Annotated in this window: 12 protein-coding genes; 3 read left to right on the top strand and 9 right to left on the bottom strand. The window is 73.9% G+C overall.

What is annotated here, in order from left to right:
* Positions 1 to 24: 24 nt before the first annotated feature.
* From K7396_RS18680 to K7396_RS18655, 6 genes are all read right to left on the bottom strand, one after another.
* Positions 25 to 1,833, bottom strand: a complete 1,809-nt coding sequence (locus tag K7396_RS18680; RefSeq protein WP_158101188.1) for an FAD/NAD(P)-binding protein — start codon at positions 1,831 to 1,833, stop codon at positions 25 to 27.
* An 83-nt stretch (positions 1,834 to 1,916) separates the two neighbouring features.
* A complete protein-coding gene (locus tag K7396_RS18675; RefSeq protein ID WP_208629161.1) occupies positions 1,917 to 2,036 on the bottom strand; it encodes a class III lanthipeptide in 120 nt (39 codons plus the stop codon).
* A gap of 57 nt (positions 2,037 to 2,093) precedes the next feature.
* Complete coding sequence (locus tag K7396_RS18670; RefSeq protein ID WP_158101187.1) at positions 2,094 to 2,255, bottom strand: hypothetical protein; 162 nt, start codon at positions 2,253 to 2,255, stop codon at positions 2,094 to 2,096.
* Positions 2,256 to 2,561: 306 nt separating this feature from the next.
* Positions 2,562 to 5,291, bottom strand: coding sequence for a class III lanthionine synthetase LanKC (gene lanKC, locus K7396_RS18665; protein WP_086720620.1), 2,730 nt, complete (start codon positions 5,289 to 5,291; stop codon positions 2,562 to 2,564).
* Positions 5,288 to 6,034 carry a GNAT family N-acetyltransferase gene (locus K7396_RS18660; protein WP_152104785.1) on the bottom strand — a complete coding sequence of 249 codons (747 nt, stop codon included), beginning with the start codon at positions 6,032 to 6,034 and terminating at the stop codon, positions 5,288 to 5,290. Before K7396_RS18660 ends, lanKC begins: the two co-directional genes overlap by 4 nt.
* 15 nt (positions 6,035 to 6,049) lie before the next feature.
* Positions 6,050 to 7,309: a beta-ketoacyl-[acyl-carrier-protein] synthase family protein gene (locus K7396_RS18655; RefSeq protein ID WP_218039128.1), complete on the bottom strand. Its 1,260-nt coding sequence runs from the start codon at positions 7,307 to 7,309 to the stop codon at positions 6,050 to 6,052.
* A 530-nt stretch (positions 7,310 to 7,839) separates the two neighbouring features.
* Here K7396_RS18655 and K7396_RS18650 point away from each other — a divergent pair.
* Entirely contained in the window at positions 7,840 to 8,019 is a 180-nt protein-coding gene (locus K7396_RS18650; RefSeq protein WP_152104784.1) for a DUF5708 family protein, read from the top strand.
* 60 nt (positions 8,020 to 8,079) lie between these two features.
* Here the strand turns inward: K7396_RS18650 and K7396_RS18645 are convergent, their stop codons facing one another.
* Positions 8,080 to 9,327 carry a helix-turn-helix domain-containing protein gene (locus K7396_RS18645; protein WP_152104783.1) on the bottom strand — a complete coding sequence of 416 codons (1,248 nt, stop codon included), beginning with the start codon at positions 9,325 to 9,327 and terminating at the stop codon, positions 8,080 to 8,082.
* Between the two features lie 374 nt (positions 9,328 to 9,701).
* Here K7396_RS18645 and K7396_RS18640 point away from each other — a divergent pair, with 374 nt between their 5' ends.
* A complete protein-coding gene (locus K7396_RS18640) occupies positions 9,702 to 10,355 on the top strand; it encodes a DUF1707 SHOCT-like domain-containing protein (protein WP_086718713.1) in 654 nt (217 codons plus the stop codon).
* Positions 10,356 to 10,369: 14 nt separating this feature from the next.
* A complete protein-coding gene (locus tag K7396_RS18635) occupies positions 10,370 to 11,206 on the top strand; it encodes an ABC transporter permease (protein ID WP_086718714.1) in 837 nt (278 codons plus the stop codon).
* A 293-nt stretch (positions 11,207 to 11,499) separates the two neighbouring features.
* Here the strand turns inward: K7396_RS18635 and K7396_RS18630 are convergent, their stop codons facing one another.
* On the bottom strand, positions 11,500 to 13,224 hold the full coding sequence (locus tag K7396_RS18630; RefSeq protein ID WP_086718715.1) for a thiamine pyrophosphate-binding protein: 1,725 nt from the start codon (positions 13,222 to 13,224) through the stop codon (positions 11,500 to 11,502).
* Entirely contained in the window at positions 13,221 to 14,462 is a 1,242-nt protein-coding gene (locus tag K7396_RS18625) for an aldehyde dehydrogenase family protein (protein ID WP_086718716.1), read from the bottom strand. Before K7396_RS18625 ends, K7396_RS18630 begins: the two co-directional genes overlap by 4 nt.
* Between the last annotated feature and the right edge of the window lie 237 nt (positions 14,463 to 14,699).

The raw sequence follows: 14,699 nt of genomic DNA, 5'->3' as shown, positions 1-14,699 counted from the left end.
CGGGGGGTGCGGCCCCCGGCGGCCTCACTCGTCGGTGAGCAGCAGGCGCGCCAGGGCGTCGTTCTGGCGGAAGTAGACCGCGTTGGTGCCCGGACGGGGGAACTGCGCGGGCCCGGCGACGATCCGGTCCCGGTGCACGGCGCCGGACGCGTCGACGGGGTGCAGACCGGCCCCGGACAGCTGCGGCATCCCGCCCGCGCCGTCCTCGGACAGCTCGCCGCGGGCGAACAGGGCGCGCAGCAGCGGGTCGGTGACCCGGTCGGAGGCGGGGGCCGCCAGCCGGGCGTCGAGGAGCACGGCCGCCTCGTGGACGGCGCCCGGGACGGCGGGCCCGGACGCCCGGAAGACGGCGCCGCCCGACGCCCCGTCCCCCTCGACGGCCTCCACCCGCATCCCGGGCCCCACGAACGTCACGATCCCCGCCTCGGCGAGCGCCAGCAGCTGTGCGGCGCGCAGCGGCGGCGGGCCCGAGCTGAGGTAGGTGCCGAGCGCGAACCTCTCCAGCGCCTCCGCGACCTGGTCGGCGTCCAGATCACCCGAGCGCCACAGCTCCTCGATCACCGCGCCGACCCGCTGCAGGCCGTCGACCAGCGCGGTCTCCACGCCGCGTGCCGGGCCGGTGCGGCGGCGCAGGACCTCGGCGAGGTGGCCGCGCAGCCGCCGCTGCAGCGCGTCGGTGCCGTCGAAGCGCGCGCCGGCGAGCGGGGCGGCCAGCCGGTCCAGGTCGAACCGGTCGGCGGGGTCGGGCACCGCCGACCGGGCGAGCTTGGCCAGGCCGTCGGGGTCGGTGAGCAGCAGGGCGTACTGGGCGTCGAAGTCCTGCCAGGTCGTACGGGTCCGGCCGGGCTGCCCGGCGAAGAGCGCGCGGTAGTGCCACCAGCCCAGTTCGGCCACCACCAGCGGCCAGACCTCGCGGCCGAAGGAGGCACCGGGCGCGGACAGCCGGGCCCGGCAGCCCTCGACGGTGGCGAAGCGCGGGGCGGCGGGCGGCGCCGGGGCGCCGGCCGGTGCCGGGTACGCCGGTTTCGGCGGCAGCGGGACGCCGCGGCGGGAGCCGGCGTACAGCCGGGGTTCGCGCCCGGACGGCAGGTAGCGCAGCGTGCCGCCGGGGGCGCGGACGAAGCGCCCGCCGCGGCCCTCGGTCAGCAGCGCCAGGCAGTCGATGAAGACCAGGCCGAGGCCGCGGACGACGACGGGGGCGCCGGGCGGGATGCGCTCCAGCGCGTCCGGGTCGGCGGGGCCGGGCCCGATCCGGGTCAGCCCGGCCGGCACCGGCTCGGCGAGGACCGGGGTGTGGCCCTGGGCGAACACCACCCGGTCGGCGAGGAAGGGCGGTTCGCCGGAGTCGAGGACCACCTGCTGGCGGCCGCCCCCGTCCGGCGCGCCGGCGCCGCCGGTGCGCCGCAGGTCGACCGCCCGGGCCCGGTGGACGAACAGCCGTACGCCGGGGGGAAGTTCGCGGGTGACGGTCTCGAAGAAGTGCCGCAGATAGCGGCCCTGGTCGCGGCGGGCGGCGTAGGCGCCGTCGTGGAGCGGGGAGCCGAGCCAGGTGGCGGTGGTGGGGCCGGGGCGCGGCGGCCCGGCGCAGTCCACGCTCTCGTCGGGGTACATCGTGACCTGCTCGGCGGCGGAGTTCATCCACAGCAGTTCCGGCTGGTCGGTGCGCCAGGTGCGGCCGGCGCCCGGCGGGCAGGGGTCGACGACGTGCAGGTCGAGGGGCCGGCCGCCGTACAGGGCGGGGACGTTGGCGAGGATCCGCTCGACGATCGAGGCGCCGCGCGGGCCGCAGCCGATGAGGCAGAGGGTGCGTGCCGCGCCCGCTTGGTCGTTCAACTGGCCTCCGTCCATGGGCCTTCGTCCGGAAAACACAGGGGCCCGGTGGCCCGTGCCGCAGCACGGGACCACCGGGCGCCGTGTCAGCAGCCGCCGCTGATCGTGGAGCCGAGAGCCTGGGCGTCACGCTCGCCCGGCACCTCCAGACCCTGAAGATCCATGATGGTCATCTCGACACCTCCCTTCCGCGGATCGGTGGACATGTGTACGGTGAGATACACGGCGTGTGGTGGAACACCCACACCGTGTGGCCGACTGCGTCAGCAGCCGCCGGAGATGGTGGAGCCGAGCGCCTGAGCGTCACGCTCGCCCGGCACCTCCAGACCCTGAAGATCCATGATGGTCATTGCGACACCTCCTTCCGGGGACTCGTCGTGGCAAGGGAACACGGTGATGACGTACCAGGTGCCGTTGCGGGACACCTGGAGCCGGTGGACCGTGCATCACAGGTGCACGGTCCAGCCGGCGTCGCGTCAGCAACCGCCGCTGATCGTGGAGCCGAGAGCCTGGGCGTCACGCTCGCCCGGCACCTCCAGGCCCTGAAGGTCCATGATGGTCATCTGACGACACCTCCTTCCGAGGGCTCGTCGTGGCAAGGGAACACGGTGATGACGTACCAGGTGCCGTTGCGGGACACCTGGAGCCGGTGGGCCGTGCACGAGAGGTGCGCGGTCCGCCCGGCGTCGCGTCAGCAGCCGCCGGAGACGGTCGAGCCGAGCGCCTGGGCGTCACGCTCGCCCGGCACCTCCAGGCCCTGCAGGTCCATGATGGTCATCTGACGACACCTCCCTTCCGCGGTGCGCAGTGCCCGCTGCCCCGGACGGGGCGGTGGGGGTGGCGGCGCTCGTGGCGCCGCCGGCGCGTCCCGGGGCGGCCGGCAAACCGGCCGTCGCGGGGCGCGAGTCGGTGAGGAACGGGAGCAGCGGGGTGCCCCGTTCGGTGGCGGACAGCGCCAGCAGCACTCCGGCGCCGCCGCCGGCCAGGTCCATGGAGATCCGGGCGCGGCCGTCACAGGGGAAGACGGTCGTGCCCCGCCATGTCATGGCGTGCTGGCCGAGGTTGGTCAGATGGCGGCGCAGATGCCGCTCGGTGGCCTCCGGGGGCAGGGGCACCCGTCCGCGCAGCGCCGCCATGGTGGCGAGCAGTCCCGCGCGGCCGCCCAGCAGCCCGGACTCGATGACGAAGTCGGCGGCGCAGGCGCGCAGCAGCGCGGGCAGTGCCTCGCGGATCCGGTCGTCGTCGCGGTGGTCCAGCAGCTCGGCCGCGACCAGCGCGATCCCCGCGCTGCCGTTGTCCAGGTAGGGCAGCAGCCGGAATCCCTCGTCGACCTGGAGGGTGTCCTGGGGGCCGGGGGAGCAGCGGTCGAGGTCGCGGTGGACGGCGCGGACCGCCTCGTCCAGCAGACCGGGATCCCCGGTGGCCTGGTGGGCGCGCAGCAGGAAGAGCGCGGCGCCCGACCAGCCGTACATCAGGCCGGCGGCGTCCTTCGAGCCGTGCCGGCGCCTGCGGGCGACCGGTTCGCCGCGGGCCGCGGTCAGCTGCCCGGTGACGCGGTCGGCGAGGCCGAGGGCCTGCCGGCGCAGGGTGTCGCTGCCGAGTGCGGCGGCGAAGTGCAGGAGGTTGAGGCCGACGCCGGACAGCCCGCGGTAGAGGCTGGGGCAGTGGCGTGCGGCGAGTTGGCCGGCGGCCCGGTCGAGGGCGTGCAGCGCGGCCGGTTCGTCGCCCAGTTCGTGCAGGACGTAGGCCATGCCGTGCAGTCCGTCGTAGAAGCCGGTCCGTTCGGCGGGCACCCGGTCGACGGCGGCGCGCAGCCAGGCCGTGCCGGCTTCGTCGCGCTCCCCGAGCGCGGTGTGCCGGGCCCACAGGACGCCGGCCGCGCCGTGTCCGAAGCCCGCGCCGCCCTCGATGAACTGCTCGAAGTCGCCGGGGTAGAGGCGGTCGGTGCGGTCCGGGGTGGCGGCGGCGCGCAGCCCGCGGCCGAGGGAGGCGAGCAGGCCGGAGGGCGGCCACGGCCCCGGTGGCGAGGCGAGTTCGGAGGTGGTGTTGTCGTTGGGGGCCAGCTGCGGCGCCAGTCGTGCGACCAGGTGGTCCGGCAGCCCGTACCGCTCGGCCGCGGTGGCCAGCAGCGCGGGGGCCTTGTCGGGGGCGAGGCCGCCGAGCGCGGCCAGCGGCAGGAACAGCCACAGTCCGATGGCGGCGAGGGCGTAGTGGTCGCCGTCGGTGCCGGTGGCGTCGGCCCGGTGGAAGCCGGGGGCGCCGAGGCTGCTCGGGGTGGCCTGATCGGCCTCGTCGGCCACCTCGAAGTCGATCAGGACGGGTTCGTCGCCGTCCCTGATGATGAGGTTGCCCGGGTGCAGGTCGCCGATCCGGATGCCGCGGGCGTGGACCGCGGCGACCAGCGCCTCGATCCGGCCGAGCAGGGCCAGCGCGCGGTCCCGGTAGGCCGCGACGGCCTGTTCGTCGGGGTCGGGGACGGTCAGCGGGTGGTGGGCGGCGAGCCAGGTCTGGAAGTCCTGTCCGGCGATGTCCTCCAGGACCAGGAAGAGGTGGTCGCGGACCTGGAGGGTGCCGAAGGTGCGCGGGATGCCGGGCAGTCCGGCCAGCCGCTCCAGCATCCGGTGCTCGTGGGCGAGCCGGCTGACGGCGTCGCGGCCGACGCCGTCGGTCCCGGAGAGGGGCCGGCCCTCCTTGAGGACGACGCTCGCCTGGCCGGCGCCGAGGGCCTGGTCGCCGACGGGGGCGGCGCGGTAGACGCCACCGCCGTTGGAGAACTGCAGCGCCCCGGTGATCCGGTAGGGGAAGTCGTCCACGGCCTGCCGGGCGGCCAGCGAGTCCTTGAGGACGTCGGGCACCGTGACCCAGTCGGGGGTGTGGAAGACCGGGGTCCTGCGGTCCGGTTCCGGTGTGCCGTCGGGCCGCCGGAAGGCCGTCACCAGCTCGCCGTGGTCGTCCTCCATGTAGCGGGTGCGGAAGCCGCCGTAGCGGACGTAGAGCGGGCCCTCGCGAAAGCGCAGGTCGGTGAGGACGTACGGGCCGGGGCGGCCGCCGACGACGGCGTCGAGCCCTTCGAGGGTGCGGGTGAACTCGGCGTCGTCCACCGGGTAGACGGTCAGCAGCTTGCCGGCCGAGGAGCGCTGGGCGTACTTGCGGCTCAGGGCGCGCAGGACGTTGGCGCTCTTGAGGTACTTGAAGGCGATGCCGTGCGCGGTGCAGTGGGCGGCGACGTCGGCGAGGGTGCGCGCGGCGTCGTCGGGGGCCGCGCTGACGTGGATCTTCCAGCCCTGGTCGGGGAGGCGGTCCTCGGCCGGGCGGCAGAAGGTCCAGGCCTCGTTGTCGTCGCGGGTCCAGCCGTCGGGCAGCGGCGGGGCGGGGAAGCGGGTGGCCTCCAGGTCCCAGTTGCCGGGCCAGTCGAAGAAGGTGCGGTCGGCCAGGGCGAAGCTCTCGGCGCCGTCTCTCATGCGGCACCTCGCGCGGGGGCGGCGGCCGGGGCGGGCGCGGGGACGGGGGCGGTATCGGTGGCCGGGGCGGCGTCGTGGTCGCGGGCGGCCTCGTCGTCCAGGTACCCGGCGAGCGCGGTGCGGCGGGTGGCCGCCAGGTGCTCGGTGAGGATGGCGCGCGCCTGGGTCTTGTCGTCCTCGTCCACGAAGTCGGCGAGTCCCACGGCCAGTACGCGGTTGTCGGCGCTGGGCTTCAGCGAGGCGTAGTGCTCGTCGCGCAGCAGTCCCCACACGATCGAGTCGTGGTACGCGCCGTCGAGATAGCAGTGGTCGCGCAGGATGCCCTCGACCACGAACCGGGTCTTGGTCATCAGCCGGATGATGCCCTTGTTGTAGCCGGCGGTGGTGACCTGCACGCGGTGCGCGTCGAGCTGGTGGAAGAGGTAGTCGACGAGGAGGACGACGGCCTCCGCGCCGTAGCCGCGCCGCCACAGCTCGGGGGAGCCGATCGCGCCCCCGACGGTGAAGCCGCCGATCCGGCCGCTGCGCTGGTAGCTGACGGTGCCGATACCCGTGCCGTCCTTCGTCCGGATCACCAGGTGGTGGACCCGGCCCGAGCGGTTGGCCTGCTCGACCTCGGCGGCTCCCAGCAGTTCCCAGTCCCCGCTGAGCACGGCGGCCGGCGAGCCGGGCCGCAGCCAGGAGGCGATCGCGGCCCAGTCGTCGTCCCCGGGCCATTCCAAGGTCACCAGTCGTCCCTGCACGGTGCGTCTCCCTCCTCAGCCGGTGTAGCGGGTCAGTACGAGAACGGCGTTGTGTCCGCCGAATCCGAAGGAATTGCTCAGCACCACGTCGCCGTCCCAGTCGCGGGCGCCCTTGACCACCAGGTCGAGATCGGGCTCCTCGGGGTGGTCGCAGTTGCGGATCGGGGGGATCCGCCGGTCGCGGAGCGAGAGCACCGCGGCGACGGCCTCGGCTGCCCCGGAGGCGCCGAGCATGTGCCCGGTCATGCTCTTGACCGCGGTGACCGGGGTACGGCTCAGGTGGTCGGGGCCGAGCACCTCGCGCAGCGCCGCGGCCTCGATGCGGTCGTTGAGCACCGTCCCGGTGCCGTGGGCGCTGATCTGCCCCACGTCCTCGGGGGCGCGCCCGGCGTCGGCGAGCGCGCCGCGCATCGCGCGGACGGCTCCGGCGCCGGTCGGATCGGGGGCGGTCGCGTGGTGGGCGTCCGTGGTCGCGGCGTACCCGGCGACCTCCGCGAGGATCGTGGCGCCGCGGCGCTCGGCGTGGCCCGCCTCCTCCAGGGTCAGGACGGCGGCGCCGGTGGCCATCACGAAGCCGTCGCGGTCCCGGTCGAAGGGCCGGCTGGCTCCTTCGGGGTCGTCGTTGCGGCGCGAGAGGGCCTGGGCGTTGGCGGTGCCCGCCAGGTCGACGGCGGTGAGCGAGTCGTCCGCCCCGCCGGCCAGTACGAGGTCGGCGCGGCCGTGGCGGATCAGCTCGGCCGCCTCGCCGATGGCCACCGCGCCGGTGGCGCAGGCCGCGGAGACCGCGCAACTGGGGCCGCCGATGCCGTACTTGATGGACAGCAGGCTCGCCGGGTGGTCGATGGCGGTGAGGACGGAGTGGTAGGGGGAGACCCGGCGCGGTCCCTGCCCCTTGAGGACGTCGTACTGCTGCTGGATCGCGGAGGCGGCGCCGTAGCCGGAGCCGATCACCGCGGCGAAGCGGTACGGGTCGACGCCGGCCGGCGGTTCGAGGCCGGCGTCGCGCAGGGCCTCGGTGGCGGCGACCACCGCGTACCGGGTGAAGCTGTCGCTGCGCCGGGCCTCCTGGGGGGTGAGGCAGCCGGACCAGTCGAAGCCGGTGACCTCGCCGCCGATCCGGACCGGGAGGCCCGAGGTGTCGAAGCGGGTGACGGGGCCGACGCCGCTGCGGCCGGCCAGGAGGGCGTCCCAGAAGTCCGCGGTGGTGTTTCCCACGGGGGACACCACGCCGCAGCCGGTGACGACAACGCGCCGCCGCTCCTCGCGCATCTCCATGAAACCCGCCTCCTACTTTCTGCCCCTTTGTCACGCTCGGGGCGTCCTCATGACCAGAAACATGACAGGTGAGTCATTGCAGTGTCAACAGGCTTCACCGAAGACGATCCGTTGACGCGCTCGACAACCATGCGAGTCCAGGCCCCGTACCAGCGGAAACGCTCTCAACGGCATGACTATGAGAGTCATGAAAATTGACTGTGGCGGCCATGCGGCGGGCGCGGACAGGGGTGCCGGGGCCCGCGTCCAGGGGGCGGCCGGGGCTCCGCCGGCTCACCAGCAGACCGGTGTCGCACCACTGTCGGGCCCCTGCTGGGACGGGTCCCGGCCGGTCCCGACGGCCCCTCGGCACCCCGCCCGGCGCCCCGCCCGGCGCCCCGTGGCCGCCCCCCGGCCGGGCCGGGCGTACATAGAAAGTGACAGACGGCGGGGCGGAAAGTGCCTACCTGCGGATGATCCGAATGCGCCGGCCGCGCGGGACGCTGGTCCGTACAACGAGCTCCGACCCGTCACACGGAACGAGGGGAATCATGAAGGGTATTGCCGTCGGCATTGTTCTGGCGATCGCAGGTCTGGTCCTGTGGCTGACCACAAAGGAAGTGGAGACCCCGATCGTCTCGCTTCACAAGGCCGGTCTCATCCTGGCGATCGTCGGCGGCGCGGAGGCCCTGTTCGCGCTACTGGGATTGGGAAAGAAAGCTAATAAATAAGCGCGCATTGCTCACCATGACGGCATCCGCGCCGCGGCGGCACCCGCCGCCCGGCGGTCCTCAGTCCCGCTTTTCGATGAGATCCGTCAGCCGTTCCCGGGCCCGCTCGGCGTGCCGGTAGGCCTGGGCCCGCCGGAACAGCCCGGCGGAATACCGGAAGTAACCGGCCGCCCTTTCCCGGTCCCCCACCCGCTCACACGCCGCCGCGATCTCCCCGAGCGCGGCGGCTTTCTCATGGCCGCGGCCGGTATCGGGCAGCGCGGCCAGCCGCTCGCCCAGCGCGAAGAGGCGGCCGGTGTCACCGGCCGCCTCCGCCCCCACCGCGTCCGCGGTGGTCAGCCACAGCGGGAACGCCGGTTCCTGCGCGACCGAGGCCACCACCAGGCCGCGCTCGACGACGCCACGGGCCCGGTCCGGCTCGCCGCTCTGCAGCAACAGCAGGGCGTACCGGCCGTTGATCTTCTCCCAGAGCGGGAAGCCGGCGGCGGGCGCGACCCGGCGCGCGCACTCCCCCAGCAGCGCCGCGGCGCGCCCGGTCTCGCCCCGGTCGCGCAGGTCGAGCGCCCGGTGCAGATCGATGGCGGCCCGCGGCCCGGGGAGCACCCCGTCCGCCGGGGGCCGGCCGTGGTCGCCGCCGGGCGCCCAGTCGGGGCAGCCGCTCCAATAGGCGCAGCGGGTGAGCACCTCGTGGACCAGCAGCGAGTGGAACCCGGTACCGGGCTCCCGGCCGGCGCATTCGAGGAAGGCGGTGAGCGCGTGGCGCAGCCCGTCCTGGACCCGGCCGGCCGACTCCAGCAGGTCGGCGAGGGCGATCAGGGCGCGCAGCCGGGGCTCCGCGTACGGCGTGGGGGCCGGCGCGTCCAGCATCCGCAGCAGGACCTCGGCGCCCTCGTCGGCGCGGCCGAGTGTGCCCAGTATTTCGGCAATGGCGAGCTGCGCCTCGGTAAATACGTCGTCCTGCCGGCCGGAGGGGTCCATCTCGGCCAGTGCGCGGAATTCCGACAGCGCCCCCTCGGCGTCGCCGCCGTCCCATTGCCTGCGGGCCGCCACCAATCGCCCCACGAGGTCGAGCCTGCGGACCCGGCTGGTGGTTTCGGCCGGCTCGGCGGTTCCGGATATTTCGTCGACGCCGACCCCGAGGCGTTCCGCGAGGATCTTGAGTGCCCGGCCGCTGGGAATACGCTTCCCGCGTTCCACCAGCGAGATGTAGCTGGACGACATGTCGGAACCGGCGAGGTCGTGCTGTGTCATTCCAGCGCCGACCCGGAGCTCTTTGATTCTCCTCCCGGTGTCCGCCAGCTCAGGCATTCGACAAGCCCTCCGGATTTCGAACAGTGGATGACCCCGGCCGGCTGCTTCAAAACGCGCCGAGTCACAATGAGTGCTGGGCACTTTACCAACTAGTCAAGAAGAAGTCGACCGATATTCGGATTCCTCCCACTGTTCTTCACCGGGTCCGCCGAGATCATTTTCGGGAGACCGCCGCATTGCGCCCGGCGGTTCACGGGAGTCCGGTGCGCACACCGGATAACCGGCCGCCGGGTACACCGAACTGTGTGCCGCGCCACCCCGGGTCAACCTTTCGATGTACTACCGCACGGCGATGCACACCCCGCGGCGACGTGGTCGGATGAGGCAGCACGCGCCCCCACCACCGCCGGACTCCGCGGAGGCACCACCCCATGACCCAGCCCCAACGCCCCGATCTGCACAAGGATCCGGCGTCCCTCGCCACCTCGTCGCCCGCGGTGCTGGCCTCGGACGCCGAGCGGGAGAACATGGTCGAACAGCTCCGCGAGGCCACCGCGGAGGGCCGGTTAACCCTGGAGGAGCTGGCCGAGCGGTCCGAGGCGGCCTATCTGGCCCGTACCCGCGCGGAGTTGCTGTCCGTCGGCGAGGACCTGCCGCATGTGACGCCCCCCGCCCCGGCGGGCAAGCCGGGACAGCGCGCCTTCCGCGCCGCCTTCGGCGACCTCGTCCACCACAGCCCCGTGCTGGAACACGGCATCGAGGCGACCGCGGTCTTCGGTGACCTCACCCTCGACCTGCGCTCCTCCCCGGCACCGTCCACCGGCGAACTGACCATCGTGGCCCGCGCGATCGTCGGCGACGTGCACCTCCTCCTCCCCGAGGGCGTCCGGGTCGAGATGAACTGCAGCAAGGTCTTCGGCGATCTGCGCGACCTGACCCGCGAGCACGCCGGTCCGGAGGCCATCACCCCGCTCGTGCGCGTCACCGGCTCCGCCGTCCTCGGCGACATCGTCGTCGCCCACCCCGACAGCGACCGGCGCACGTACTGGCAGAAGTGGCTCGACGAGCGCCGCAAGCGGGCCTGAGGGGAGGAGAAGCCATGACGTCCGCCCCGGCCCTGCCCCGTCCCGCGCCGCCCGCCGCCGTCCTCGACGAGCGCCGGATCGGCCTGCGCGCGCGGGCGCGGCACACCGGCGCGCTGGCCCGCCGCAGCGTCCTGCAGATCCGGCAGAACCCGACGGCGATGACCGACGCGCTGCTCACACCGATCGTGCTGACCGTGCTGTTCGTCTTCGTCTTCGGCGGCTCGATCGGCGGCGACGGAGGACGGGCGCAGTACACCGCCTTCCTGGTACCGGGGCTGATGGTGATCCTCGGGCTGACCATCGCGATGGCCGTGGGCGTCGGCGTCCACGACGACTTCCGTACCGGCGTGATGGACCGCTTCCGGGCGATGCCCATCGGCCGCTCCTCGGTGCTGGTGGCCAAGCTCGTGGTGGAGACCGGCCGGATGCTGGTGGCCATCACGGTGCTGCTGGTGGTCGGCGCGCTGCTCGGCTTCGATGTCGCCGGGCACTGGCCGGGGCTGCTGGCCGCGGTCGGCCTGACCGCCGTCTTCGGCACCTCCCTGGTGTGGAGCTTCATGCTGCTGGGCCTGACCCTGCGCACCGCGCAGGCCATCCAGGGCCTCTCGGTCCTGGTGCTGACCCCGCTGGAGTTCGGCTCCTCGATCTTCGTACCGACCTCGACCATGCCGGACTGGCTGCACACGTTCACCCGTTTCAATCCCCTGACCCATATGGCCGACGCGGCCCGCGGACTCGCCCTGGGCGAGGGCCCGGTGGCCGGCCCGGTGTTCTGGACGCTGGTGTGGTCGGTGGGCCTCACCGCGCTCACCGCCCCGGTGGCCGTCGCCAAGTTCCGCACCAAGACCTGACACCGATCCGTACGGAGCGGAGACCTCCCCCGGCACGCCCTCGGCGTGACTCCCCCGTACGAAGAAGACGTGCCCGGTCTCCTCCGGCCGCCCCCGGGCCCGAGGAGACCGGGCACGCGCATACCCGGGGCCCTCCGGGGCCGGTACGCGCCGCGCCCGCGTACGCACCCGGACCACCGCCCCGCGCAACGGACCCGCACCACCGCGGTGCCGCGCCGCCCGGGGAAGTTCTTCCGCCGCGACGGCGACCGGCCACCACAGGGGTGCGGGTCCGAAGAGGGGCCTGCGGGGTGTCACTCCTCCTGGGCGGACTCCCGCTCCGGGAAGTCCCCCGCGGCGGCGGTCATCCCCGGCGGGAGGTCGGCGAGCGCGGCCGCCACCTCCACCACGGCCGTGGTCCCGGCGGCGACCTGCCGCCAGGCGTCCGCCAGCGCCGCCGGCAGCGCGTCGGCGTCCGTCACCCGCTGGTAGCCCAGGCCGTGGGCGGCGGCCAGGCCCTCGGTGCCGGTCGGGCGGGGCCGGGTGAAGGCGAAGCGCGAGCCGTCGGGACAGACCCGGTCGAGGTTGGACTGCAGCCAGCCGTAGCCGCCGTTGTCGAGGACGACGTAGAGGACGGCGACGCCCGAGTCGGCGACGGTCGGCAGCTCGCCGCGGAAGAGGTTGAAGGCGCCGTCGCCGACCACCGCGACCACCGGCCGCCCGGCCGGTTCGGCCAGCCGGACGCCCACCGCGGCGGCCGCGCCGAAACCCAGCGGGGTCTGCTCGCTGGGCACCACCGAGCCGCCGCCGGACCCCAGCGACCAGTGCGGGAAGTAGTACGACCACATGTCCTGCAGGCCGTTCTCCTGGACCAGGACCCGGTCGGCGGGGACGGCGCGGTCGAGGGCGGCCAGCACCCGGGCGACCGGCACGGCCCCCTCGGTCACCGTCTTGGCGGCCTCCTCGGCCCGGTCGGCGGCGCGCCGCGCCAGCGCGGCCCGTGCCTCCCGGACGCGGGCCGGCCAGGCCGGTGCGGGCCGGTGGCCGGCCAGCAGCTCCGCCCAGCCGTCGACGATCCGCCCGGCGTCCCCGAGCACATGGTCGCCGGGCCGCTCCATGGCGAGATTCTCCTCACCCAACACCGCCTGGATGACCGGGAGTTGATCCATCTCCTCCGGCCAGCCGAAGGTGGCGGTCTCCTCCAGGCGGCTGCCCAGCGCGATGACGAGGTCGGCCTCGCGCCACAGGGCGTCCACCGGGGCGACGGTGTAGAGGCCGCTGACGCCGCAGTGCAGCGGGTGGTCCTCGTCGACCGTGCCGCGGCCGGAGGCGGTGCTGAAGAGCCCGGCGCCGAGCAGCTCGGCGAGGCGCTCGATGCGGCGGCCCGTGTTGCGGTGCCGGGCGCCGCCGCCGACCAGCAGCAGCGGCCGCTCGGCCGCGGCGATCCGGGCGGCCGTGGCGGCCAGCGCGTCCGGGTCGGGGGCCGTCCGCTGCGGCCGGACGGGGCGCCACGGCGCGACGCGGGTGACCGGTTCGGCAGCGACCTGTTCGGCGAGCTCCACGTAGACCGGCCCCGGGGCGCCGTTGACGGCGAGCGCGGCGGCCTTCTCCAGGGCGGCGGGCAGCCGCTCGGGGTGGTCGACGCGGGTCGCCCACTTCACGTACGGGCGGATCGCGGTCAGCTGGTCCAGCTCCTGGAAGGCGCCGGTGCCGAGCCGGTCGAGGCGGGTGCCGTCGGCGACGAGGATCAGCGGCGCGCCGGCGGAGCGCGCCTCCAGGACACCGGTGAGCGCGTTGGTCAGCGCAGGGCCCTTGCCGATCACGCAGACGCCGGGGCGGCCGGCGGCGAGCGCGTAACCGGTCGCCATGAACACGGCGTTGCGCTGGTCGCGGCAGAGCACGACCGTGGTGTCGGACCGCTCCAGCTCGCCGAGCAGCGCCATGTCGTCGCCGGGCAGCCCGAACACCACGTCGGTGCCCAGGTGCCGGAGGTGGTCGGCGAGCGCGGCCCAGGCGTTGGGGTGGGTGGTGGGGGTCATCGTCCGGCTCCCGGTCGGTGGGCGGCGACGGCCTGGGAGATCAGGACGGGTTCGGCCCGTACGTCCTCGCCGTCGGCGATGTAGTTGGCCATCCGGCCGTAGCCGCCGAACGGGGCGTTGCCGTTGTCGATGGACAGCAGGGTGGTGTCGAGGGTGACGGTGGTGCGCCGGCGCAGCGCCTCGACGAGGCGGGGGGCGTGGCCGTAGACGCTGGAGCCCAGGGCGCGTTCGGTGAACATGCCCGTGGTGAGGGTCGCGGCGAGGGTGTCCTGGTCGCGGTAGCCGGCGATGTTGAAGATCGGGGCGAAGAACTCCGGCACATGGGTGCGCGGGGTGACCTCGGCGCCGACGACGACGGTGGGATCGAGCCGCCGGCCGCGGAAGTCGACGTGCCCGCCGTGCACGATGCCGCCGCGGTTGCGGGCGAGGAACTGTGCCCCGTCCTCCAGCGCGCTCTCGTAGAAGATCGGCCCGAAGTCGGCGTCCGGGTCGGTGTAGGGGCCGTAGCGCAGCCCCTTCAGCTCGCTGACCAGCGCGTCGACGAACGGGTCGAGCAGCGACTCGTGGACGGTGAACAGGTCGGGGCCCAGGCAGTCCTGGCCGGTGTTGAGGACCCGGATGGCGATGGCGTCGCGGGCCGCCTGCTCGACGTCGGCGCCGGGGGCGACGACGAACGGGTTGACGCCGGAGCCGAGGAAGAGGAAGAGCTGCCCGGGGGCGAGCCGGGCCCGGATCTGTTCGGCGTTGGCGTAGGCGCCGGTGAAGACGACGACATCGGCGGGGCGCACCTGCTCCTGCAGGAACTCCCGCTGGCTGGCGCCGGAGAGGGTGATGGGCAGGCCGTGCCGCTCGGCGAGCAGGGCGTGCAGCCGGCACATCTGGTCCTTGACCCGGCTGGAGGGGCGGAAGACCAGCCGGTCGGTGTAGAGCGCCGGGACCAGCAGGTAGAGGGCGTAGGAGTAGAGGATGACGTTCGACGGCATGAAGGCGGCCAGCCGGGGGACCCGGCCGGGCCGGTGGGCGGCCACCTCGTCCAGGGCCCCGTCGAGGGTGGCGATGGTCGACTCGATCTCGTAGGCCGCGGCGCGGTGGGTGGAGATCTCGCACAGCAGCTCGTGCACGGTACCGGCGTCGTTCACCAGGAAGTCCCGGACCCGGTGCACGGCCGCCGCGCGCCGGCTGTCGGTGCTGTCCTCCGGCTCGGCGGCCACGGTCGGCCATGCGGGAGCGGAGCTCATATGTCCCTCCTCGGGGCGTAGTCCATGGAGGGTCAGCGTCAGCCAATTGTCATTTATTGTCAAGTAAAGTCATTGCACTCGACTGGCTCCTATGACAAGCAACCTCGCCCGCGGTCGGGCCGCGAGGTCGCCCTCACCCCTGCTCTTCGGGGGCCCAACCCACGAGTCGGCTTCTCATCTGTCGTAATACCCTCGCTTGAGCAAGGGGAATGCCATGCTCCGAACGTGACAAAAAAT

This window comes from Streptomyces angustmyceticus, from assembly GCF_019933235.1.
In the GTDB taxonomy this organism is placed as follows: domain Bacteria; phylum Actinomycetota; class Actinomycetes; order Streptomycetales; family Streptomycetaceae; genus Streptomyces; species Streptomyces angustmyceticus.
Note: the sequence above shows the minus strand (reverse complement) of the source record. Positions and strands in the feature narration are given on the sequence as shown.